This window comes from Alishewanella longhuensis (assembly GCF_014653435.1).
GTDB lineage: Bacteria > Pseudomonadota > Gammaproteobacteria > Enterobacterales > Alteromonadaceae > Alishewanella > Alishewanella longhuensis.
Genome location: NZ_BNAO01000011.1, coordinates 73,833 through 95,698 on the forward strand (window position 1 = coordinate 73,833; position 21,866 = coordinate 95,698).

15 protein-coding genes and 1 tRNA gene are annotated in these 21,866 nt (G+C 47.7%); 11 read left to right on the forward strand and 5 right to left on the reverse strand.

Annotation, left to right across the window (positions count from 1 at the left end; genetic code table 11):
• The 6 genes from recC (at position 1) to IE163_RS16770 (ending at position 12,788) form a co-directional block, all read left to right on the forward strand.
• A complete protein-coding gene (recC, locus tag IE163_RS16745; protein ID WP_229833626.1) occupies positions 1-3,618 on the forward strand; it encodes an exodeoxyribonuclease V subunit gamma in 3,618 nt (1,205 codons plus the stop codon).
• Positions 3,615-7,379, forward strand: coding sequence for an exodeoxyribonuclease V subunit beta (gene recB / locus IE163_RS16750; protein ID WP_189434151.1), 3,765 nt, complete (start codon positions 3,615-3,617; stop codon positions 7,377-7,379). The genes recC and recB overlap by 4 nt, the downstream gene beginning before the upstream one ends.
• On the forward strand, positions 7,366-9,510 hold the full coding sequence (recD, locus tag IE163_RS16755; protein WP_189434152.1) for an exodeoxyribonuclease V subunit alpha: 2,145 nt from the start codon (positions 7,366-7,368) through the stop codon (positions 9,508-9,510). Before recB ends, recD begins: the two co-directional genes overlap by 14 nt.
• 163 nt (positions 9,511-9,673) lie before the next feature.
• On the forward strand, positions 9,674-11,005 hold the full coding sequence (locus IE163_RS16760; RefSeq protein WP_229833627.1) for an ABC1 kinase family protein: 1,332 nt from the start codon (positions 9,674-9,676) through the stop codon (positions 11,003-11,005).
• 5 nt (positions 11,006-11,010) lie between these two features.
• Entirely contained in the window at positions 11,011-11,748 is a 738-nt protein-coding gene (locus IE163_RS16765; protein WP_189434153.1) for a DUF429 domain-containing protein, read from the forward strand.
• A gap of 110 nt (positions 11,749-11,858) precedes the next feature.
• Complete coding sequence (locus IE163_RS16770) at positions 11,859-12,788, forward strand: chemotaxis protein CheV (RefSeq protein WP_189434154.1); 930 nt, start codon at positions 11,859-11,861, stop codon at positions 12,786-12,788.
• Positions 12,789-12,903: 115 nt separating this feature from the next.
• On the opposite strand, the gene IE163_RS16775 is transcribed toward IE163_RS16770, so the two are convergent.
• Positions 12,904-14,280, reverse strand: a complete 1,377-nt coding sequence (locus tag IE163_RS16775) for a M24 family metallopeptidase (RefSeq protein ID WP_189434155.1) — start codon at positions 14,278-14,280, stop codon at positions 12,904-12,906.
• Between the two features lie 118 nt (positions 14,281-14,398).
• On the opposite strand from IE163_RS16775, the gene IE163_RS16780 reads away from it, so the two are divergent.
• Positions 14,399-15,964, forward strand: coding sequence for a DNA recombination protein RmuC (locus tag IE163_RS16780; protein ID WP_189434156.1), 1,566 nt, complete (start codon positions 14,399-14,401; stop codon positions 15,962-15,964).
• Here the strand turns inward: IE163_RS16780 and IE163_RS16785 are convergent.
• Both IE163_RS16785 and IE163_RS16790 read right to left on the reverse strand, forming a co-directional pair.
• A complete protein-coding gene (locus IE163_RS16785) occupies positions 15,961-17,097 on the reverse strand; it encodes a transglycosylase SLT domain-containing protein (RefSeq protein ID WP_229833628.1) in 1,137 nt (378 codons plus the stop codon). The genes IE163_RS16780 and IE163_RS16785 overlap by 4 nt on opposite strands.
• 307 nt (positions 17,098-17,404) lie before the next feature.
• A complete protein-coding gene (locus IE163_RS16790) occupies positions 17,405-17,887 on the reverse strand; it encodes a helix-turn-helix transcriptional regulator (protein ID WP_189434157.1) in 483 nt (160 codons plus the stop codon).
• 39 nt (positions 17,888-17,926) lie between these two features.
• Between IE163_RS16790 and IE163_RS16795 the strand changes: the two genes are divergently transcribed.
• The 3 genes from IE163_RS16795 to IE163_RS16805 all read left to right on the forward strand — a co-directional run bounded on the left by IE163_RS16795 (position 17,927) and on the right by IE163_RS16805 (position 19,731).
• Entirely contained in the window at positions 17,927-18,145 is a 219-nt protein-coding gene (locus IE163_RS16795; RefSeq protein WP_229833629.1) for a topoisomerase DNA-binding C4 zinc finger domain-containing protein, read from the forward strand.
• A 103-nt stretch (positions 18,146-18,248) separates the two neighbouring features.
• Positions 18,249-18,539, forward strand: coding sequence for a helix-turn-helix domain-containing protein (locus IE163_RS16800; RefSeq protein ID WP_189434159.1), 291 nt, complete (start codon positions 18,249-18,251; stop codon positions 18,537-18,539).
• On the forward strand, positions 18,529-19,731 hold the full coding sequence (locus IE163_RS16805; RefSeq protein WP_189434160.1) for a type II toxin-antitoxin system HipA family toxin: 1,203 nt from the start codon (positions 18,529-18,531) through the stop codon (positions 19,729-19,731). The genes IE163_RS16800 and IE163_RS16805 overlap by 11 nt, the downstream gene beginning before the upstream one ends.
• Positions 19,732-19,795: 64 nt before the next feature.
• Here IE163_RS16805 and IE163_RS16810 read toward each other — a convergent pair whose 3' ends face one another.
• Entirely contained in the window at positions 19,796-20,536 is a 741-nt protein-coding gene (locus IE163_RS16810; RefSeq protein ID WP_229833630.1) for a 2OG-Fe(II) oxygenase, read from the reverse strand.
• 160 nt (positions 20,537-20,696) lie between these two features.
• On the opposite strand from IE163_RS16810, the gene IE163_RS16815 reads away from it, so the two are divergent.
• A complete protein-coding gene (locus IE163_RS16815; RefSeq protein WP_189434161.1) occupies positions 20,697-21,488 on the forward strand; it encodes a substrate-binding periplasmic protein in 792 nt (263 codons plus the stop codon).
• A 304-nt stretch (positions 21,489-21,792) separates the two neighbouring features.
• Here the strand turns inward: IE163_RS16815 and IE163_RS16820 are convergent.
• Positions 21,793-21,866: transfer RNA gene (locus IE163_RS16820), tRNA-Met, on the reverse strand.

A 21,866-nucleotide genomic window follows, 5' to 3' on the forward strand; every position in this document is an offset into this window, starting at 1 on the left:
ATGAGAATGCTCACTCCTGGTTTTATTGCCGCCCATAGTCATAGGCTGGAAGATCTTACTGATCTTGCCGTGCAATTATTAGCACGCTATCCGTTGGCACCATTGGAAGAAGAGGTCATTTTAGTGCAATCCAATGGTATTGCACAGTGGCTAAAACAAGCATTAGCCAGCAATACTGGTATTGCTACAATGCTGGAAGTCACCTTACCGGCTCGTTTGGTATGGCGTGCTTACCGGGCGATACTGGGGGCGGATATTCCCAGGCAATCGCCTTATGATAAGAGCCGCTTACGCTGGCGTTTGATGCGTTTACTCCCTGATTTAATGGCATCGCACCCCGATTTTACTGCTCTTAAAAGCTATGTTGCCAATGATACTGAGCAACGTAAGCTGTTTCAGCTAAGTGATAAACTCTCAGACTTATTCGATCAGTATCAGGTATATCGGGCCGATTGGTTGGATGCCTGGACCCGCGGAGACGCCGTATTACTACAACATGGCAAAAGCACCCCCTTAGCGGCAGAACAACGCTGGCAACCCGCCTTGTGGCAAGCCCTGGTACAGGATATCGGCGCAGAGCAAATATGCAGTAATAGAGCGGCGTTACATCAACGCTTTTTAGCGCACGCAGCTAAGCTCACAGCAGCGGGTCAGCGACCAGCAGGTATTCCGCCGCGCATCGTAGTGTTTGGCATCTCATCTTTACCCCGGCAAACGCTGGAGGTGTTGCACGCACTTAAAGGCTTATCGCAGATCGTACTTTGCGTACACAATCCCTGCAAATATCACTGGGCTGATATTGTCGATGGCCGTGAGCTACTTAATCAGTATGCAAAACCCCGCTTTAGCCATAAACACCAGGCGAACCCCAGTCTGGTCAGTCAGGCACAATTACATCAGTTTGCTCAACCATTACTTGCATCCTGGGGCAAGCAGGGGCGGGATTATATCCGCTTGTTAGATGAGTTTGATGAAACCGGTAGTAAAGCGGCTAATTTTAGTGAGCTACGTTTTGATTTGTTTGATGAAGCGCCGGCTAATACCTTACTGGCACGGTTACAAAGCGATATTCTTAATCTGCGACCAGTTACGGAAAGCCAGGCAATATGGCCTGCGATAACTGACCAGTCCATACTGTTTCAACGTTGCCACAGCCCACAGCGTGAAGTGGAAGTACTGCAAGATCATTTATTGGCTGCTTTTGCGGCCGATCCCAGTTTGCAGCCACGGGATGTTATGGTGATGGTGCCCGATATAAATAGTTATGCCCCTTATATCGACGCGGTGTTTGGCCGCATAGCACCAGCCGACTCGCGCTTTATTCCCTACAGCATAGCCGACCAAGGGTTGCGACAACGCGCGCCTATTTTACAAGCGTTAGAGTTGGTATTAACAGCACCACAACAACGCTTTGGACAAAGTGACGTTTTTGATTTGTTGCACGTACCGGCAGTGCAACGCCGTTTTGGTGTAACGCAAGAGCAAGTGGTACGCTTACAGCAATGGAGTACGGCTGCCGGCGCACGTTGGGGATTAAATGAGCAGCATCGTCAGGCACTGGGATTACAGCATAGTTTCGATGAAAATAGCTGGCAATTTGCGCTAAATCGTATGCTCTATGGATATGCGGTGGGGGATCTGAGTGCAGCGCAAGCAAACAGTGAAAACCTCGACAATCCCAACTGGCAGCAGCTAGAACCTTATGCCGAGGTGGCGGGTATAGAAGCACAGGCCGCAGGTGCTTTAGCTGAACTTATCACCTTGTTGCAGCATTATTGGCAAGCCTTAGCCACTAGCCAAAGCCCGGCAGACTGGCATCAACTCCTCGCCGCTTTATTGGAACAGTTATTTGTCCCGAGCAACGAGGCAGAGCAATTACTGTTAAGTCGGTTACGTGATACCTTGGATGAGTGGTTAAACAGCACCAGCGAAGCGGAATTTAGTAGCGCGCTGCGATATAACATTGTGCTCGAAGTGTGGCTGGCGGCAGTGGATGAGCCTAATTTACAGCAGCGCTTTATGGCTGGCAGTGTTAATTTTGCTACCCTGATGCCGATGCGGGCTATTCCGTTTAAACGGGTGTGCCTATTGGGCATGAACGATAATGATTATCCCCGAGCCAGCCAAAAAGCGGATTTTGATTTAATGGCCCAGCATTACCGCCCCGGTGATCGATCTCGTCGCGAAGATGATCGTTATTTGTTTTTAGAAGCCATGCTCTCGGCCCGGCAACAACTCTATATCAGTTGGGTGGGGATGAGTGCACAAGATAATAGCGAACAACCGCCATCCGTGCTGGTTGGGCAGCTCCAAGATCATTTAAATACCGTATGGGGAGCAAAGTGTAGCGAGTCGCTGACGATTAGCCATCGTTTACAGCCTTTTGCGGCCAGTTATTTTAACGCAGCACAGCCAGAGTACTTTAGTTACGCCAATGAGTGGCTGGCCGTTTATGCAGTCACCCCTGCCAGTGAGCAGGCTGGCGCAATATTGCCGCAGTTAGCGCCTTTTGTCGCCGAAGCCACTTTTTCATTAGCTGACTTAGTAATCTTATTAAAAGAACCCGCGCAGTTATTGGCCAGGCGGCGTTTGGGCGTTTTTTTGAACGAGGCCGACAACAGTCAAACGGATACGGAAGCCTTTAGTGTAGATGGTTTAGCCGCCTGGCAGATTAAAGCCGAGTTAATGCAGCAGTTGCTGCAAAATCAACCCGACAGCGCTGCCGATGAAAGCAGCCAAATGTTAGAGCGACAATTGCAGCGATTGCGCCGTCGTGGGCATTTACCCTATAAACATGGCGCCGATGAGGTACTTGCGCAAAGTAAAGAGGCCGTCTTGGCTATTTATCAATGCTACCAACGGCTATGCCCGCCGGCGGCATTGTTGGTTAAACCGCAGCGTTATCAATTATCCTGTGCTGATGCAGCGCGAGTGCCAGCAGCAGGCGCTTATCTGTTGGAAGATGAGCTGGCCTCACTGTATCAATTAGGCTGCAATGATTATCTGCAACTTGAACTTAGGGTAAATAAGATCGCAGAGAAAAGGCCGCGCAGTGTCGCATACACCTGGCGCAACCTGGTGTCTGGTTATCTTAAACACCTGTTTGCTTGTGCGGTACTGGCCGAGGGCAGCCGGGTGCAAACCATTATTCTCGGTGAGGATGGAGTGCTGACTCTCGCTTCGCTATCTAAATTGCAAGCCACCGCCCAGTTAGAAAATCTGCTGCAAGGCCTGGCAGAGGCACTTATAACGCCCCTACCTATAGCCCTGCCGCTGGCGGAGGCCTGGTATCAAAGTCGCGGTAAACAGCAACAGGTAGCCACTGACTCAGACAAGGTTGATGACACTCAGTCTGAACAGCTTACCTCTGAGCAGAGTGCTGAATATGGCTACAGTGCCGAGGCTTTAAATAAAGTCTATCTGGGCGATGAGTTTAACGCCGGTCTGCTGACTAAGTTGCCATATTTGGCGCGATACCATCCAGATGCTGACACCTTATTACAGCATGGCTTTGTAGACTACGCGCAACAGCTTTATCTGCCGTTTTTTAGCTTATTAAAAGCTGCTGCTGTTACCGCGGTTCGCCAAGATGGCGCAGTAAATGGAGTTACCAAATGAGCGCCATATCTGGCACGGTAAACAGTACTATTCTCAATAGCCCGTTACAATTGCCTCTAACCGGCAGTGTCCTGATCGAGGCCAGTGCTGGCACTGGTAAAACCTTTACTATTGCTGCGCTCTATGTACGTTTTATTCTGGCGCATTTGCCGCGTTTAGCCGCGCCTGCGACACGAAACACCGCTCTGTTACCGGCGGATATCCTGGTAGTGACTTTTACCAAAGCCGCCACGGCAGAGCTTAAAGATCGGATCCGTAAGCGCTTAGTGCAGGCTGCAGCCGTCTTTCGTGACAGCGATCCGCTAGAAGATAGCGTGCTAACCGCACTGAAAGCGGAATTCGCCACCGAGCTTTGGCCTGAGTGCGCTTATGCCCTGCAAATGGCCAGTGAGGCGATGGATGAAGCCAGCGTTAAAACGATTCATAGCTGGTGCCAAAGTGTGTTGCGCGAGCATGCTTTTAGCAGCGGCAGTTTGTTTAGCCAACAACTGATCACTGATCTGGCGCCCTATAAACTGGAAGCCGTGCGGGATTATTGGCGTAATTTTTTCTATCCATTACCCGCACAACTCTATCAGCGGGTAACGGAGTTAGTCGCGACACCAGACGCCTTGTTAAGTGAGATTAACGGCTTATGGGATTTGGCGCCCCCCGCCTGCCAGCCGCTGCATATGGCGCAGTTGATTGACGCGGCAGAGCAAAGGCAGCAGCAAAAACTTGCTGAGGCTAAACACCGTTGGCAACTATTGCTACCGCGCTATTTTGCGTTAATTGATGAAGCTGAAAAGCAAGGTTGGTTTACCAAGCCCAAAACCCATAACGGCAGCAAGGCCCGCAAAGACTTTGCTGCGCTAAGCGACTGGCTAGCCTTGGCAACCGGGGCGAAAACCGCGGTTGACGAGTCTTTACCCGTATTAAAAGACAGCTTAATTAAAAACTATGGTAAAGAATTTACCCTCCATTACACGGGGCCGGCATTAAGCGAAGATCTGCCGGGGGCCTTACTGGCGCTACAACAATTATTACAACAAAAAGCCGATTTGCGCCCAGATTTACTAGCGCATGCGGTAAGTTGGTGTAAAGCACGCTTTGAGCAACAGCTTGCCCGTGATGCTGTGCTAGGCTTTAACGATATTATTCAGCATACCCGCCGGGCGTTAACGACTGAGCAAGGTGAAGCGCTCTCAGCCATTTTACGGCAACAATATCCGGTTGCGCTCATCGACGAATTTCAGGACACCGATCCCGATCAGTATCATATCTTTAATACCGTTTATCAGATTGCGGCAAACCGGCAAGATTTAGCGGTATTTTTAATCGGCGATCCCAAGCAGGCGATATACGCCTTTCGCGGTGCCGATATTTATACCTATTTGCAAGCCCGGCGCGACACTGAAGGCCGACACTTCACCCTGGCAACAAACTTTCGTTCAAGTGAGGCCATGGTAAAAGGCGCCAATGCGATCTTTATCCCGGCAGAGAAAAACACCTTTGCTAAGGCGTTCTTGTTCAACGATGCGAGAGGTAATCAGGTACCCTTTGTCGAGGTGGCGGCTAAAGGTGTTGATCGCAACCTGATAATTAATGGTAAGCCTGCTGAGACTGCAATGCAGCTTTGGACTGCCACCTTTGCTCAGTTATCTGACGGCGGCGATGACAGCAAAGATATTAGCAAAAGTTTATACCGGCAAAGCATGGCAAGCCGCTTTAGTGATTACATCGCCTTATTGCTAAATCAGGCGGTTGCAGGCAAAACTGGTTTTCAGCATACCGCCGCTGCGAGCAAAACGTTAAGCCCGCTGCAAAGCAAAGATATCGCCATTTTAGTGGCCACCCACAACGAAGGGCATTTAATGCAGCGCGAGCTACGCAAACGTGGCTTGGCCAGTGTTTACTTGTCGGATAGAAACTCGGTATTTGATACCGAAGTTGCCCGGGATCTGCTATTGCTGCTCACTGCCTGTGCCGAGCCGGCCAATAAAAGAGCCTTGTTAAATGCACTTTATACCCGTTTGTTAAACCTATCGCTACCTGAACTGGATGCACTGCAACATGATGATATGCAATGGGATAACCGGGTAGGGCAGTTCTATCAATTTGCTGCCAGTTGGCAACAACAGGGCGTGCTGGCGATGATCCGGCAAATTATGCAGCAATTTAAGGTGGCAGAGCGCTTACTGGCTAAAACAGCGGATGCGAACGGCAATAGCGTAGCTGGCGAGCGTTATTTAACCGACTTATTGCATCTGGCAGAATTATTACAGCAAGCTGCCGCTAAACTGGAAGGGCCGCAAGCGCTGCTGCGTTTTTTACATGAACATATTTATCAGCGTGACAATGTGCAACAGCCAGCCGATGAACAAGTTGTGAGGCTAGAGAGCGATGCTGAACTGATTCAGATTGTCACTATTCATAAATCTAAGGGTTTAGAATATCCCCTGGTGTTTTTGCCTTTTATCAGTCTGTGCCGGCCGGTTTCAGTTAAAGATAAGGTCTTTAATTATCATACAAGCGACGGCTTACCTTGCCAAAGCATTGTGGCTGAGCCTACGATATTGCAGCAAGCGGATCAAGAGCGGCTGGGTGAGGATATTCGCAAGCTCTATGTAGCAGTTACTCGCGCCAAATATGCCTGTTGGTTAAGTTTAGCGCCCACGGGTGACTGGCCCAAAAGTGCTTTAGCTTACTTGCTAGATGCTACCACTGCGGCAGATGGCAAACAGTTTCTTGCCAGGGCCACAACATTATTTGCCGGGCAACCTCTAAGTGTGGCGCCGCTGCCAAGTTTTGCTGAAACACAACATTATCAAGCCAAAGAGAAAACGAGTGAACTGCAACAGTTTAGTGCCTGTCAGATGCCCGCCGGCCACAGGTTTTCCCCCTGGTGGGTGGCAAGCTACTCGGCACTAAAATATGGCGCCTTGCGTGAGCCAGATAGCCCGCAAGAGCATAACTTGCTCGACGAGCAAGAAGACGAGGTCGCGGTGCAGGCTGCGGCTGTTTCGTTGCATGAGCTACCTCGCGGCGCTGGCCCAGGTACTTTTTTGCATAATCTGTTACAGGATGCGGCCGAGGCAGGTTTTGCACAAGTAGCAAAGGATGCTGAGTTGCGTGGTGCACTGTTGGCTAGGCGTTGTCGGCACGGTAGTTGGGCGGCCCGGCGTGAGTTGCTGGATGCTTGGCTGGCCAGCTATCTGCAAACTGCTTTTATGTTAGCCGATGGCAAAGCGGTGCGGTTAGCTGAATTAAACCTTTATAAAGCAGAGCCGGAATTTTGGTTTGCGGTGTCGGGTGTGAGCACCGTGCAGCTAGACGATTTAGTTTCTAGGGCGGTGCTGCCGGGCTATACTAGGCCAGGTCTGCAAGCAAATTATTTAAACGGCATGCTAAAAGGCTTTATTGATTTGCTTTTTGAGTACGAAGGTCGCTACTACGTAGCAGATTATAAATCAAACTACCTGGGGCCAGATAATAGCGCCTACAGCCAAGGTGCGATGCGTGATAAAATTCTGGCCAGCCGTTATGATATGCAATATGTGCTCTATACCTTAGCCTTACATAAACTGCTAAAAGCCCGCTTACAGCAGCAGTATTGTTACGATAAACATATCGGTGGAGTGCTGTATCTATTTTTACGCGGTCAGCATGCCGCCACAGCAGGCGCTTTTAGTGATAAGCCACCGCGGGAATTGATCGAGCAGTTGGATCAATTACTGGCTAGCGGCCAAGAAGCCGGGGAGGCGACTGATGCTAGCATCTAAAAACCTGCTCGCTTATCAACCGACAGCGCTGCTGGAGTTGTTATCACAATGGCAGCAGGCCGGGCTAATTAAGGCCTTGGATCTGGCTTTTGCCCGCTTTTTATACGGCCATAAAGCGGCAGTGGAGTCCTCAACTGACATTAATAGCACAACGTTATTGTTAGCAGCGTTGCTGTCACATCAGGTTGGCCGTGGGCACGTGTGTTTGCCATTAGCGCCATTATTTGTTGCGCCTGAGGCATTACTTAATATCAAGCCGGAAAGCTTTTACAACGCCAACGGAGAAGCGATCCCGGGGCTTGCCACCTTACTAAATGGCGTAACACAGACGGATTTGATAGCGGCTTTGAAGCTAAGTAGCCCGGTATTTACTGCCGACTTGCCGGGCATCAGCGCCTCAACGACGCATAACCTTTATCAGGGTGAGCCCCTGGTTCTGGCCGCTCAGCCACCAAGCGATACGCCAGCAGAGATGGCAACTGCGTTGTATTTATACCGTTATTGGCAATATGAGCAATCTATTGCTGCCGATTTACAAGCGTTAATGCAGCCGGTCACTAATGCTTTTACAGAGAGCGCCTTACCAGAAACCCACCTACTTAACAGCTGGTTAGATGAGTTATTTACCCCAGATCCAGCCGTTACTGACACCAGCGCCTCGCTTACGGCAATTAACTGGCAAAAACTCGCCTGTGTTAATACATTGCGCAGCCAGTTTAGCGTGATCACCGGTGGCCCTGGTACCGGCAAAACCTATACGGTTGTGCGCTTGTTGGCATTGTTACAACGTCTGCACGCGAGCAGTCATCCAACCCCGTTAGTGATCAAGTTAGCTGCGCCCACTGGTAAAGCGGCGGCACGTTTAAAAGAGTCGATTCAAGCTGCGGCCAGCAGCCTTAAGGCATTACCTGAGAGCTGGGCAACCGCGTTAAACCGCATTACCGCTGAAAGCTCAACCTTGCATAAATTGCTGGGGGTACAAGCCGGTAGCCGGCAGTTTAAACATCGCAGAGGTCAGCCGCTGGCGCTGGATGTGTTAATCGTTGATGAAGCCAGTATGGTCGATATTGAGTTAATGCAAGCGCTATTAGCAGCCTTACCCCGCGGTGCCAGGTTAGTCCTGTTAGGCGATAAAGATCAGCTCGCTTCGGTAGAAGCTGGTGCAGTGCTGGGGCAACTTTGCGCAGGTGCAGAGCAGGGCGGCTACCGGCCTGAAACCTTGGCTTTTTTACAACAGTTTTGCCAGACACCGCTGCCGGCCTGGTTGCAACAACTGGCAGGTCCGGCACATTTACAGCATGTGGTGATGCTAAGAGTGAGCCGTCGCTTTAATGACAGCAGCGGCATTGGCGCCCTGGCGCGCGCAGTCAATGATGCTCAGCTGCCTGCGTTAAACGCAGCGCTGGCTGAGAATAGCCCTTATACTGATATTCGCTTACTCCAGTGCAAAGACGCTGAAAACGCAGAGCAACAAAACGCACTACTTGAAGCCCTAAAGCAACTCTGCCAGCAAGGCTTTGCGGCTTACTGGCAGGCTATAAAAACGCGGCCAGATGCCACTTGCAGTGCCGAGCAGTTAGATAGCTGGGCCAGAATGGTGCTTAACGCCTATCAAAGCTTTCAATTACTAACACCCGTGCGAGAGGGGCCCTTTGGCGTTGCCGGCTTAAATGCGTTGGTACAAAAAACACTGAGCTTTTTACCCGCTGCAAAAGAAAGCAGTAATCGTCATGATAGCTGGTTTGAAGGGCGACCGGTGATGATCACCGCCAATGATTATAATCTTAATTTACGTAATGGCGATATTGGTATGGTGCTAACGTCACCACGTGATGGCCAGAAACGTGCTGTTTTTATTGATAGCGATAACAAAGTTCGCTGGATTTTACCCAGTCGCCTTACCGAGGTAGAAACCGTTTTTGCTATGACAGTGCATAAATCACAGGGCTCCGAATTTGCTCACACGGTAATGGTACTGCCAGAGCGCGATAATCCGGTATTAAGCCGCGAGCTGATTTATACCGGTATAACCCGGGCCGCCAAGCAGCTAACCTTAGTGGTACCAAACTGGCAGGTGCTATCAGAGGCGGTAAAACGGAAAACTGTACGAGCCGGTAGCTTAAGATTGTAAAACGACTGCGCTGCGGCCGCTTTACTGCAAAACTAAACAACATGTTTTCGCGTATATAACTATGTAACTGCAAAGTGCGGGCTTCAGCGCCGTTGTGCGCTTGCAATACACGCTTGAAGTCACTTGGGTATTAAGGTTATTACAACAGCATTAATGGATGGCTATGTCGAATAACAATGTTAAATCTAACAATAGCTCCAAAGTCCCGGCCAATCGTTTATCGCGTTTTGGAAGTTTAGCGTCCTTAGCCGGGCGTGTCGCCGGGGGAATGTTGGCAGAAGGTGCCCGCCAGCTGGCAAAAGGCAATATTCCCGATAAAAAGGATATGCTACTTACCCCCGGTAATGCGAAGCGGGTTGCTGATCAACTTGCTCATCTACGTGGCGCAGCAATGAAAGTAGGCCAGCTGTTATCGATGGATGCTGGCGATATGTTGCCGCCCGCCTTAGCTGATATGTTAGCGCGCTTGCGCTCAAGCGCTAATCCAATGCCGGTTAAACAGTTAGCCCAGGTATTAAAAACCGAATGGGGCGATAATTGGCAACGGCACTTCAGCGATTTTACTTTTGCCCCGCTGGCTGCGGCGTCCATTGGCCAGGTTCATCAGGCTTATCATGATAATGGTAAACGCCTTGCAGTGAAAATTCAGTACCCCGGAGTAAAAGACAGTATCGACAGTGATATTGATAACGTAGCAACCTTATTGCGCATCAGTGGCCTGGTGCCAAAAGGGGTTGATTATCAGCAGCTGTTGGCCGAAGCGAAACTTCAGTTAAAAAGCGAAGCTGATTATCTGCAAGAAGCCGCGTACTTGCTGCAATATCGTCAATTCTTAGTGACTAATCCGCATTTTTTGATACCTGAAGTCGTAATGGATCTAACCACTGCCAATATTCTGGTAATGAGTTATGTCGAAGGTGTACCGATAGAGGCATTGGCAGAGCGCAGTCAGGTAGAGCGCGACAGGGTAATGAGCTTATTATTTGAATTGCTGTTTCGGGAGCTTTTCGAATTTAAACTGGTGCAAACCGATCCTAATTTTGCCAATTATCAGTACAATACCACCACCCAACAGTTGGTATTATTAGATTTTGGCGCCTGCAGACAATATAGCGACAGCTTTAGCCAAGGTTACCGGCAGTTATTTTATGCTGCACTGCAACAGGATCAAACGGCGATGGTAGCAGCATTGACCGCTATTGGTTTTTTCAGCCAGGCCATTTTACCAGCGCAACAGCAGGCAGTACTTAATGTAGTGCAGTTGGCCTGTGAACCTTTACAGCAAAACAGTGCTTTTGATTTTGGCCAAAGTGATTTGGCATTGCGGTTACGTGAAGCAGGTACAGCACTGAGTATGCAGCAAAACTACTGGCATAGCCCGCCGGCTGATGCCATTTTTCTACACCGGAAAATGGGCGGTTTATACTTATTAGCCGCCAGGCTAAAAGCCCGGGTAAATTTGCGCACTTTATTGCAACCCTATTTACCTGCATGACTTTCGTGCCCGCCAGCGTAAACACCCAGGTTAAAATCGGTATTGATGGCTGCAAAGCGGGTTGGTTCGCTTTTGTTAAGCATCAAGCAAAGATCGAGTTTCTGGTATTAGAGCAGCTAACGAGCCTGCTAACCCAGCAAGCTGTAGCTGCAACGGTGTTAATTGATATGCCTATGGGCTTTCCAGAGGCTGGCGAACCCTATCGGCAATGCGATAAATTAGCGCGACAATGGTTACCGGGCAGAGCCGCCAGTGTCTTTCCTGTACCTTGTAAAGCGGCAGTCTATGCCGAGGATTTCGCTACGGCCTGCCAGATAAACCAACAATTGATAGGGAAAGGATTTCCAATTCAAACATGGAATATAGTGCCTAAAATGCGTCAACTTGCTAGCCTGAGACAGCAGCTGAAAAAACCATCTTCGCCCTTATTGCACTTTTATGAGTCGCATCCGGAATTACTTTTCGCCGGATTAAGCGGCCAACCTATGCAGTTTTCTAAAGCAACCGCCGAGGGACGAGCCGAGCGGCTAGCGATATTGACGCGGCTCGCACAACCCGATATGCCCGCATTAGAACAAGCGCTTTGCCAGACACCCAAAAAGTTAGCTAAAGCTGATGATATTATTGACGCCTTCGTTTTGCTGTATGCAGCAACTCAACAACACCGTTGGCAGTTTTTGCCCGCGCTACCCGATCCAGACAACGACGGTATAGCACGACAGATAGTATTTGTGCCTAAATAAGCAAACTGCAATATTTAAAAGCCAGATCAAATGGAAATATTAAAACTATGCTATCGTTACTCTATAGGTATAACAATAGTGGCGGCAGGGTATGATTAGAGGTAACAACAATGAGTAACCTTTTAAGCACAGTTAATCAGCGCACCAATCTGGCAGGGCAGAATCGTTTTGAGTTGTTGTTATTCAGATTAAATGGCCGGCAATTATTTGGTATTAATGTGTTTAAAGTGCGGGAGGTTATTCAGGCACCAGAGCTTTCTGAGATGCCAGGTTCTCATCCTTGCGTTAAGGGTATTGCCCAATTGCGCGGAGAGTCAGTGATCGTTGTTGATCTGTCACAGGCCACGACCGGTAAACCCATCACCGATATTACTAAAGCCTTTGTTATCGTTACCGAGTATAACCGCCATGTACAGGGTTTTTTGGTTTCTGGTGTTGATCGCATTGTAAATATGAACTGGGAGCAGATTAAACCGCCACCACAAGGTGCTGGCCGCGGGCACTATTTAACGGCAGTGACGGAGCTTGAAAACCAACTGGTACAAATTATTGATGTTGAAAAAGTGTTTTCTGAAATTATTCCGGTCGAAGAAGAAGTCAGTGCAACGGTAAAAGAACGCAGTAATAAGCTCGACTTAAGTAAAATTCTGGTATTAATTGCCGATGATTCAACGGTAGCACGTAACCAGGTTAAACGTGCCCTAGACAGTGTCAATGTTAAGTCTGCGCTGGCCAAAGACGGTGAAGAAGCCTTGCAATGGTTACAAAATAAAGCTGCCGAGGCGGGTGATGATTTCTTGCATCAGGTACCGCTGCTGATCTCTGATATTGAAATGCCTCGCATGGACGGCTATACCCTGGCTGCCGCCATTAAAGCCGATCCGGCCTTAAGAGGCATCCATATTATTTTACACTCGTCTTTAAGCGGTGTGTTCAATGAGGCGATGGTCAAAAAAGTAGGGGCTGATCAGTTTATTGCAAAGTTTCATCCCGATGAGCTGCTCTCAGCCGTTAACTATTGGTTAGAGCAATCAGTATAAAACAAAAGCCGCTGTGGTTTATATTTTTCCTCAGCGGCTTCGCGTTGTCGGTTTAGCAAAGATTAGCAGGGTGTGATATTAGCGACTAACCAATTTTAGTTTTGCTAGCACTTTGCTAACGCACCAGATGCCATTGTGTTTGCCGTCCGGCTAAATAAATCACCTTGTTGCCGTCAAAATAAGCACTTTGCTCCAGTTTGATATGTACGAGTTGGTTCTGCCACTCTGCTACCTGTTGTTTAATATTCCCCTCTATGGCGTAAGCGGTATTGGCATACAATGGCCAATCGCCCTGCACCGGCGTAGGGCCTTGATTATCCCACATGCCAATAGTAGGGCCTGGTGCATGACCAAAAAAGCCGAGCGGGTGGCTGTAGGTGCTACTGAGGATCTTGGCAGCACGAGTCTTTTGCTGGGTAGCCACCAGAATTTCATTGCCACTGCGCCCGGTTTTAAATTCAGTGGTTAGAATATCCTGCCATTGATTACCGGTGGCTAAAGCCGCTTGCAAGCCTTTGGGAGCATTCTCTTCATTAGCTTTTAGCACATAAGCCATTTCTTGCGTATCCGTGCACAGTTTTAAGTAACAAATCCCCACATCGGTATGCAAAACATCACCACGCTGGATGACACCGCTCTCGCCACAAAAGGCGGTATCTTGCTCACAGCTTGTGCCAGGGCGTTGTAAGCTAACATAGGGCATAAACCAAACAGGCAACTGCAGCTCGCTAAAGCGTTCGCGCATATACCAGGCGACATCGTCAGTTGTGCTGACACCTGGGGTAATAACTTTGCTGCTAAAACCTTCAGCAATAACCCCTCTGGCGATAGCCACAATATGCGGATACACCGCCAACTCTTGTTCGGTACGCTGCTCTAACCAACGCACAACCAACTTTTCAGCAGATACCAAACGGTTATGCCAGTCTTTGGGTAACACTGTCGTCAATTGTTGATGTAAGGACGCGGTTAACCCATCGGCCACAGGCCAATCGGCAGAGAAATTAATACCAATGCGTTTTGGATCTTTACTAATAATAAGCTCTGCTAATGCTTGCCATTGTTCCGCTAAACTGCCACCTTGCCAGGCAGAGGTGTAAGGTGTGCCCAGTGGATAGCGGTTAACGGTGAGCTTTTCAACATTGCCATCGGGTAATTTATGAAACACCAGCATGGTGGTGCGTCGTGCAGCGAAAGTAGGCTGGGGGACTAAGGTAAAATACACCGGGTCTTCGGCTTTTTCCCGATTAATCACCAACCACATATCAAGATCTTGCTCAGCCATTAGCGCTGGCAGTAAATGCGTTAGCCTGTGATTAAGCATATCATTTTCTGGGGTAATACGGGAACGAGGGCTTAAAACGGCAAAGTTATCTGCGCTTTCAATAACGCGAGCTTGCTCGAATACTTTTGGCGTTGCTGCGACAACGCTATTGGCTATAGTTAAGCCAAGTGTTATGGAAAGAAGAGCGTGTAACGAGGTTATTTTCATTATTTTTAGTTCCTGCTGCCTGATAAATCGACAGAGTCTTTTATACAGTATGGTGATTTTTTTTTATAGTCTTATCATTAGCTTTGGTTTAATGCGCTTTTAATAATTAAGGTACAGTATGACAACGTTGGATGTTAACGTGTTACTCGGATTCGCTTTAGCAACGGTTATTGGTTTATTGCTGGGATATTTGGCAGCCAGGTTGTTGCAAAAACCACAGTGGTCTCGTCTTCATACTGAGCTATTGACTGCGCAACAACAACTCGCGACTCAGCACGAAATGCTGCAACATAGTCGGCTTGCTGCAGGCAAACTAGAAGAAAAACACGCTTTTAGCGAAAGCAACATCAACAGATTGCAAGAAGAGGTGGTTAATTATAAAACTGAGCTAAAACAGCTACATCTGGCTTTGGCAGAAGAAAGTAAAAAAGCGCAGCATTATGAAACCACCTTAAACGAGCAGGAAAAACAGTATCAAGGCCTGCTGGAACAATACCAGGGAGGAAAAAGCCAGCTTGAAGCACTGCAACAGGAGCATAGCAAGCTGACTAACCATTATACCGCGTTAAAAACTTCACTTGCCGAGCGGGATGCTAGCCATCAACGGGAATTGGCCAACTTTGAGAAACAAAAGCAAAGCTTAGTTGAACAATTTAAAACCTTATCCAACGATATCCTTGAAGCAAAAGCCCAGAGTTTGCAAGAGAGCAGTAAAGCCACGTTAAACACAGTAATAACGCCATTTCAACAGTCGATAGAAGCGTTTAAAAAAGAAGTGCAAGATATTCATCATCGCGAAACCACTGCACAAGGTGAGCTGAAAAAAGAGCTGGAATCGCTAAAATTATTAAATCAGCAAATAACCCAAGAGGCACACGAATTATCGACTGCGTTACGTGGACAAAAGAAATTACAAGGTAACTGGGGAGAACTGGTACTGGAGAATGTGCTGGAGCGCTCCGGCCTGCAGTTAGGTAGAGACTATGAGCGGGAGGTTAGTTTTACTACGGAAGAGGGCAAGTTTCGGCCAGATGCCATCGTGTACTTACCACAAAATAAGCATTTGGTTATTGATGCAAAAGTATCCCTCAATGCCTATAGCCGTTATGTTAATGCCGAACATGAGCTGGAACGTCAACAAGCCCTAAAAGAGCACGTGTACGCTATAGGTAGCCGGATAAAAGAGTTATCCGCCAAAGATTATTTTAGATTACCCGGTTTAAATTCTCCTGACATGGTGTTTATGTTTATCCCGATTGAGTCCGCCTTTGTTGAAGCACTAAAAGCGGATGAAAACCTGTTTCAACAAGCGATCAGTAATAACATTCTGGTTGCTACACCCACCACTTTATTAACCAGTTTAAACATAGTTCGGCAGTTATGGCGCTATGAGGATCAGAATAAACACACTGCGGCCCTGGCCGACAAAGCGGAGACCGTATTTAAAAAGTTAAATAGCTTTCTGGGTAGTTTTGAAAAAATTAAGCGCGGGCTGGACACTGCCAGCCAGGCTTACAGCGCGGCAGAAAACCAGTTAATTAGTGGCCGCGGTAACTTGGTGAAGCAGGTTGCCGATTTTAAAAATCTGGCACCTGCTATTAAAGCCGAACTGCCACAGTACTTTGTGGAGAAAGCCGAGCTGGAAATTGACTTTGTTGCCGCATCCAATGACGAGCAGCCTTAAGGCCCGGTAACACTGGTTTGGCGCATGGCGAACAAGCTAGTGTCATTTCTTGCGGCCAGCAATTGTTGGGCAATACGAATATCCGCAGTGTAATAAAGTGAGGCAAAACCCAGTCGATTACGCCCTAAATTATGAAACACCATGCCAAAGGCGATATCGCCGGCGCTAAATTTTTCATGGTTATCAGCAAAATAGACTGCCGGTTTATTGAGCTCTTCGTCCACCATTAAGGATCTTACCCGGCCCGGGCCACCGTGATAGGCTTGAATAAGCAATAATCGATAAACCTGATCACGTTTTTCTTCTGGCAAGTGGCCAAAACGGGCTAAAAACACGGGTTGCAACATGCGATGATTGCGCTCAAACAACCACAGCGCGCAATCTACCTGCGCTATGCGATGTAAATGCTTATTGGCTGGCACACCACAGTCTTTTAGCGCAGTAGGGGTGAGCTGCAAAATACCCCTGGCATTGGCTTTTGACTTCGCCTCACGCACACCACCGCTCTCGATAATTAGCATACCCGCCAAATCAGGTAATAAGTTGCTGGGTAAACTAATACGTTTTTGTTGTACCCGACGTTTATACACAGTTTGCAGCACATCATGCAGCGAGGCCTGCTTCTTCGGGGTACCCACAGAAATGCCATTCCAATTGCCTGACAGCCGGCCATCGGGATGCTCACCTAAATAGCGGGATACCGCCAGGGATAAATCGACATAAGGTTGATGGCAGCGAATAGCAAAAGGATAACCTACAGTGTTGGCATTACCCTCTACCCAGGCGTGCACCCGGCCTTGCTGTGCCATGCCCTGGCGGGTTTGGTTAAGCTTTAGCTGGGTTTGCGATGAGTCACTAGCATCTTCAATAAAATCGAGAAAATTACCACGCATATCAAATAACACATGGCGATTACGTTCAGTACAATGTTCCGAGCGGGTGAGGATCCAACGCCTTACCGTCATCACATTATCGTAAACGCCTTGACTCTCGGCGTAGGGCTTAGTGCGCACTACGTCGGTCCAGGTTTGATAAGGCGCCACAGGCACCTGTGCCTGAGCGTTTTGCGATGATAGCAGTGTCATGCCAGCTAACAATAGCAAACACCTTTTGGTGCTAGTTAACACATCCATAGCCTGCTCCGATTCTTGGTAATGTAACGCCAGTTGCCTGACAACAGTATGGCTGAATCCTAGCTTAACCAGTGCCAATTAACTAGATCGTTTTGTGCTGTTTTTTCGTAAAGGCTATTACTTTTTGCTGGCCTGTAGGTTGGTAGCTTGCCGATTTACTGCCTAAGAGATTAGATCGCTTGGCGATAATGGGGTAAAAGTGGCGTGTTAAGGGTAATATCATAACAAAAACTTTCTTAATGGCGCTAACGTCACCATTCTTCATACGCGTTAATAAGAGCTTCATTTGAGATACGTTGTTTTTTAGTTAACTTTTCGAATACAACCCAGCCGCTTCGGTTAGCTTCTCAATAATCTCTTGGCGCAATTCAGCAGGTGCTAACACCTCAATGGCGCGGGAGTGCGATAAGATCCACCATTGCAACTGCCAGCCATCGAACACCGTTGCGGTTAACTGATACCAGCCGTCGGGCATGAGCGTTAACGTCATATCTGCAGCAATGGGAGCTTCGGTTAAAATGCGGCTTAAATAAGGTGCTACCCGTGCTTCTAGGATAATGGGTTTACCGCTACCAAATTGCATAGCGCCCTGGGTTACATAATCGGCTAATACAAAATCCGCTGGGATTTTGGCCTTAGACGCACTTAGCTGTAAGTCGGCAAACCGGTGCAGGGCAAATAACAAAATATCAGTGTAATCGGCTACGGTGGCCACCAAATAGCTAATATGGCCGCGCTGCACCAAGCCAAGTGGATTAAGCGTGTAGGTTTTTTGCTGCTGATCATGCATGGGCGTGTAGAGTGCGGCTGTGGCAAATGCAACGCAGCAATGACACGGCAAGGGCGTTTTAAAGTGTGTCTTAACGATACGTGTAATAGCTGGGTGCCATTATGCCCTAAGTGCGGCGCCGAGATGGTGCAACGCAACGGCCCCTACGGCAGCTTTTGGGGCTGCAGAAATTACCGTAAAGAAGGCGAGAGTTGTCATCACAAAGAGCAGCAGATTAGTTTTAGCAAGCCGCAATGGGTTAGCGAGAAATCGCTGTAATAGTATTGATCGTAATAAAGCAACCTTTGACATATTTCATTTATGCGCAATAATTAGTGCAATAGTAGTTATTGCACAAAATTTAGTGCAAAAGGTGTTGGTTGTGAATGAACAGATACAGTTTGCGAAAGCACTGGGTAAATTAGTAAAGCATCAGCGGGCTCAACGTATGGCGCAGGGCGAGCTTGCTACGCGCACGGGTCTTAGTCGCAATACCATTTCGGCAATTGAAAATGGTAAATCAGTTAGCACGGAGGCGTTATTTGCGGTGTTAGCTAACCTTAATTTGCTGCATCTGTTGGCAGAGCCAGTTAGTACTGAGTTGGCTTTGCTTGATAATCGGCAGCAACGCAAAGCCCGGAAGCCAAAAGCGGAGCTATCAAATGACTTCTGAGCAAGCTTATGTCTTTATTGACGGCCTCGAAGATTCACCCGTGATTTGCGGTGTTGTAACACTGGATCCTCTGCGCCGCTACGGTGAATTTCGTTATGGTAAAAGTTATCTGGCCCGTCCTGATGCGTTTGCGCTGGATCCGCTCAATTTACCTTTATCAGATGAGCTATTTACCACATCCGGTGGTAAAGGCTTATTCGGTGTTTTAAGCGATGCTGGAGCCGATGCCTGGGGGCAACGGGTTATTCTTTCTTTACATAAAACCAAGCCAGCGAATGCCTTGCAATTTTTATTAGCCGGCTCAGGTATGGGTGTTGGCGCTTTGGTATTTAGCAAGTCGCGGATGTCATCTAAACCCAAACACAACAAAAATACCTTAGGTGATTTACCCATGCTGCTGCGGGGTAAGGCCGCCATTTTATCGGATGAGGCGATTCCCGCAGAAGCTAAAAAAGCGTTTGAGCATGGTTCCAGTATGGGTGGAGCCAGACCAAAAACGCTAATTACTGAAGGCACGGTAACTTATCTGGCGAAGTTTAATCGTCCAGATGATCTTTTTAATCAGGTGAAAGTTGAGCATGCCAGTATGCGCATGTTGGCTGAGCTGCCGATACAGGTGGCTAATACCCGTGTTGTGTCAGCAGAAGGCGAGGATGTATTACTGGCAGCACGTTTTGATTGTGAAGCGCAACGACCGACGCATCACTTTATCAGTGCAAATTCACTGATTAATATTGCTGCGGTGAATCCCGAACAGTTAAACCCAAATTATAGTTATGGCTTTCTGGCAGAGTTTTTAGCCAAACACTCAGCTATTGCTACTGATGCGCAAGAGTTGTATCAACGCATGGTATTTAATGTTTTACTCGGAAATACCGATGATCACAGCCGCAATCATGCTTTACTTTACAGTTTTGACCAAAAACATTGGCGTTTGGCACCTGCTTATGATGTGCTCCCAATAAATAATTCTCGCCAGCATGGGCTTGGTATTGGCGCACTGGGCCGTGTTGGCAGTATTGAGAATTTACTTAGTCAAGCCATCCGTTTTAGTTTAAAAACGATAAAGGCCAAAAAATTAATTTCGCAGGTGCAGGAATTGGTAAAAGAGTGGCCTGTCTATTTTGCCCAAAACGGTGTGGGTGAGGGGGATATCGAACGGTTAAAAGGCGTTATTCCGAACATTGATTAAGTTGGTCGGGTATTTAAAATAAGGTGTCATTTATAACAGCAGCCACCTCTACTGGACCTGCTGATTACTCAGACCAATACCAACTGGTTACATTATAGCGATAGCTTGCAGCACTCCCTGAATTCACCGCATTCACCGCCTTTACCCAGTGCTCAGCGCCGGGTGAGGCGGGGTCAAACAGTACACAGCGGTTAAATAGCGGCGCTATGGCAATGGTGTTGTTATCTTGCCCCTGAAAAACTAAGTCGCCACCTTGATGCGCTTGCCAGTCTTTATTTAAATACAACAGCATACACACTTCGCGCCCGGGTGAGTCATCGGCGTGTTGGTGTACAAAATCGCTGCTGCCTAGCCGAAAGTAATTGGTATTAACGGCGGGGTTGGCCACGTTTTTATCGGTAAGCTGGACTTTAAAAAGCCGTGACAGTAGCTTAAGAAATTCTTCACTGCGTAAATAGTCTAAAAATGCCTGCGCTAAATTGCTACCTGATGCTAGGTTGCTGCGTAGCCAAAGATCACGTTTTACAAAGCGCTCAGGCTCAGGCGTTGTTTGCCATTTTTTATCATCAACATATAGCTTATCGTAAGTATGTTTTTGGGTTTGCCAGCAATCTTCTTGTTGTAACTGGCTAAGCACCTGTTCCAGTTGGCTGCTATTAAACAAATGATCAATAACCACATGGCGCGGCCTGTGTTGCAACAGCTGCTGGCGATAAGCGCGCAGTGCGATATCGGTGATCTGTTCTTTGTTCAGCCACATAGTTGCGAAGTACTCAAATAAAAAGTGGCTATTATACATGGTCATTTTTAATTACACGAAGCAGTTAGGTATAGAATTGCTGCCAATTTAATAAGCACGTAAACGCTGTAGCCATACAATAAGTCTGATAACAGCGGATAAATTACCGTTGAGAGACTAAACTTAAAACGGTCGACGTAGCGTTGCTGATGACAATGGAGAGATCATGAGGTTGGTAATCTTTGCAATGGCATTTTTAATCGCTGCAACACCTGCAGCTGCGTGTTCCTTTCGTTTGGGGAGTGAATTAAGTTTTCGTCCTTTTATTGATTATAAAAACGATAGTTGGCATGGGGTTACCATAGAGCTCTTGCAAATGTTGGTTGAAGATATCGGCTGCCAATTGGATATTATACCAAGCCCATGGCTACGGGCGTTAAGGTTAGTCGAGCGGGGTGAACTGGATGTGCTCGTTCATATGACCTACAGCGCTGACCGTAGCAATCATTTTTATTTTATAGGGCCACATCACCTAGAAGAAATTTACTTAGTGGGTGTTGATTACGCCTTTGCAGGAATCACCCGGGTGGAACAGTTAAAAAGCAATGGCTCGGGCATGATTGCCTTTTTAAATGGCAGCTATTACGGCGAGGAAATTGATGAAATCATCAATTCCAAACATAGCAATAGAATCTTTGTCGCCATTGTTAGCAATCAAGACAAGATATCTTTACTGTTAAACAACCGGGTAGAGGGCGTACTTGACGATATTATGGCTTTTACCGCCTGGCGAGACGATACGGGGGTTCGGGATAAGAAACTGAAACCTATTTTAAAAGTTTATGAGAACCCGGTGTATTTCGGTTTTAACAAAAAAACCATTAGCGAAGAGCAGTTTGCAAAGCTAGCCGCTGCCTGGCAATTGCGATTTGAAGACGGGAGTATTCAGCGCATACTCGATAAGTACCAGGTAGATGAACACCAACTAAAATTACTCGAACCTAACCCGAAAATATAAGCCTTACGCCAATTTAAGCACTCTGATCTTTGTGAAGAAAGAACCGACGACCTTCGGGTTTGCCCGAATTCCAGATACAAAAAAACCTACTTAAAGTAGGCGTAGTTGGTTGTGGGAGCCCTGATCTTTATGAAGAACGAACCGACGACCTTCGGGTTTGCTCGAAATGTAGATACAAAAAAACTTACTTAAAGTAGGCTTAGTTGGTTGTGGGAGCCTCGATCTTTGTGAAGAACGAACCGACTATCTTCGGGTTTGCCCGAAATTCAGATAAAAAAAAACCGACTTTATTAGTCGGCTTATTTGGTTGCGGGAGCCGGATTTGAACCGACGACCTTCGGGTTATGAGCCCGACGAGCTACCAGGCTGCTCCATCCC

What these genes read in the sequence shown, in the direction of transcription:
- IE163_RS16795 (WP_229833629.1), top strand. Translation starts at nt 17,927, where the DNA reads ATGACACGGCAAGGGCGTTTTAAAGTGTGTCTTAACGATACGTGTAAT.
- IE163_RS16775 (WP_189434155.1), bottom strand. Translation starts at nt 14,280, where the DNA reads ATGAAAATAACCTCGTTACACGCTCTTCTTTCCATAACACTTGGCTTA.
- IE163_RS16815 (WP_189434161.1), top strand. Translation starts at nt 20,697, where the DNA reads ATGAGGTTGGTAATCTTTGCAATGGCATTTTTAATCGCTGCAACACCT.
- recD (WP_189434152.1), top strand. Translation starts at nt 7,366, where the DNA reads ATGCTAGCATCTAAAAACCTGCTCGCTTATCAACCGACAGCGCTGCTG.
- IE163_RS16810 (WP_229833630.1), bottom strand. Translation starts at nt 20,536, where the DNA reads ATGACCATGTATAATAGCCACTTTTTATTTGAGTACTTCGCAACTATG.
- IE163_RS16790 (WP_189434157.1), bottom strand. Translation starts at nt 17,887, where the DNA reads ATGCATGATCAGCAGCAAAAAACCTACACGCTTAATCCACTTGGCTTG.
- recC (WP_229833626.1), top strand. Translation starts at nt 1, where the DNA reads ATGAGAATGCTCACTCCTGGTTTTATTGCCGCCCATAGTCATAGGCTG.
- IE163_RS16760 (WP_229833627.1), top strand. Translation starts at nt 9,674, where the DNA reads ATGTCGAATAACAATGTTAAATCTAACAATAGCTCCAAAGTCCCGGCC.
- IE163_RS16785 (WP_229833628.1), bottom strand. Translation starts at nt 17,097, where the DNA reads ATGGATGTGTTAACTAGCACCAAAAGGTGTTTGCTATTGTTAGCTGGC.
- recB (WP_189434151.1), top strand. Translation starts at nt 3,615, where the DNA reads ATGAGCGCCATATCTGGCACGGTAAACAGTACTATTCTCAATAGCCCG.
- IE163_RS16805 (WP_189434160.1), top strand. Translation starts at nt 18,529, where the DNA reads ATGACTTCTGAGCAAGCTTATGTCTTTATTGACGGCCTCGAAGATTCA.
- IE163_RS16780 (WP_189434156.1), top strand. Translation starts at nt 14,399, where the DNA reads ATGACAACGTTGGATGTTAACGTGTTACTCGGATTCGCTTTAGCAACG.
- IE163_RS16770 (WP_189434154.1), top strand. Translation starts at nt 11,859, where the DNA reads ATGAGTAACCTTTTAAGCACAGTTAATCAGCGCACCAATCTGGCAGGG.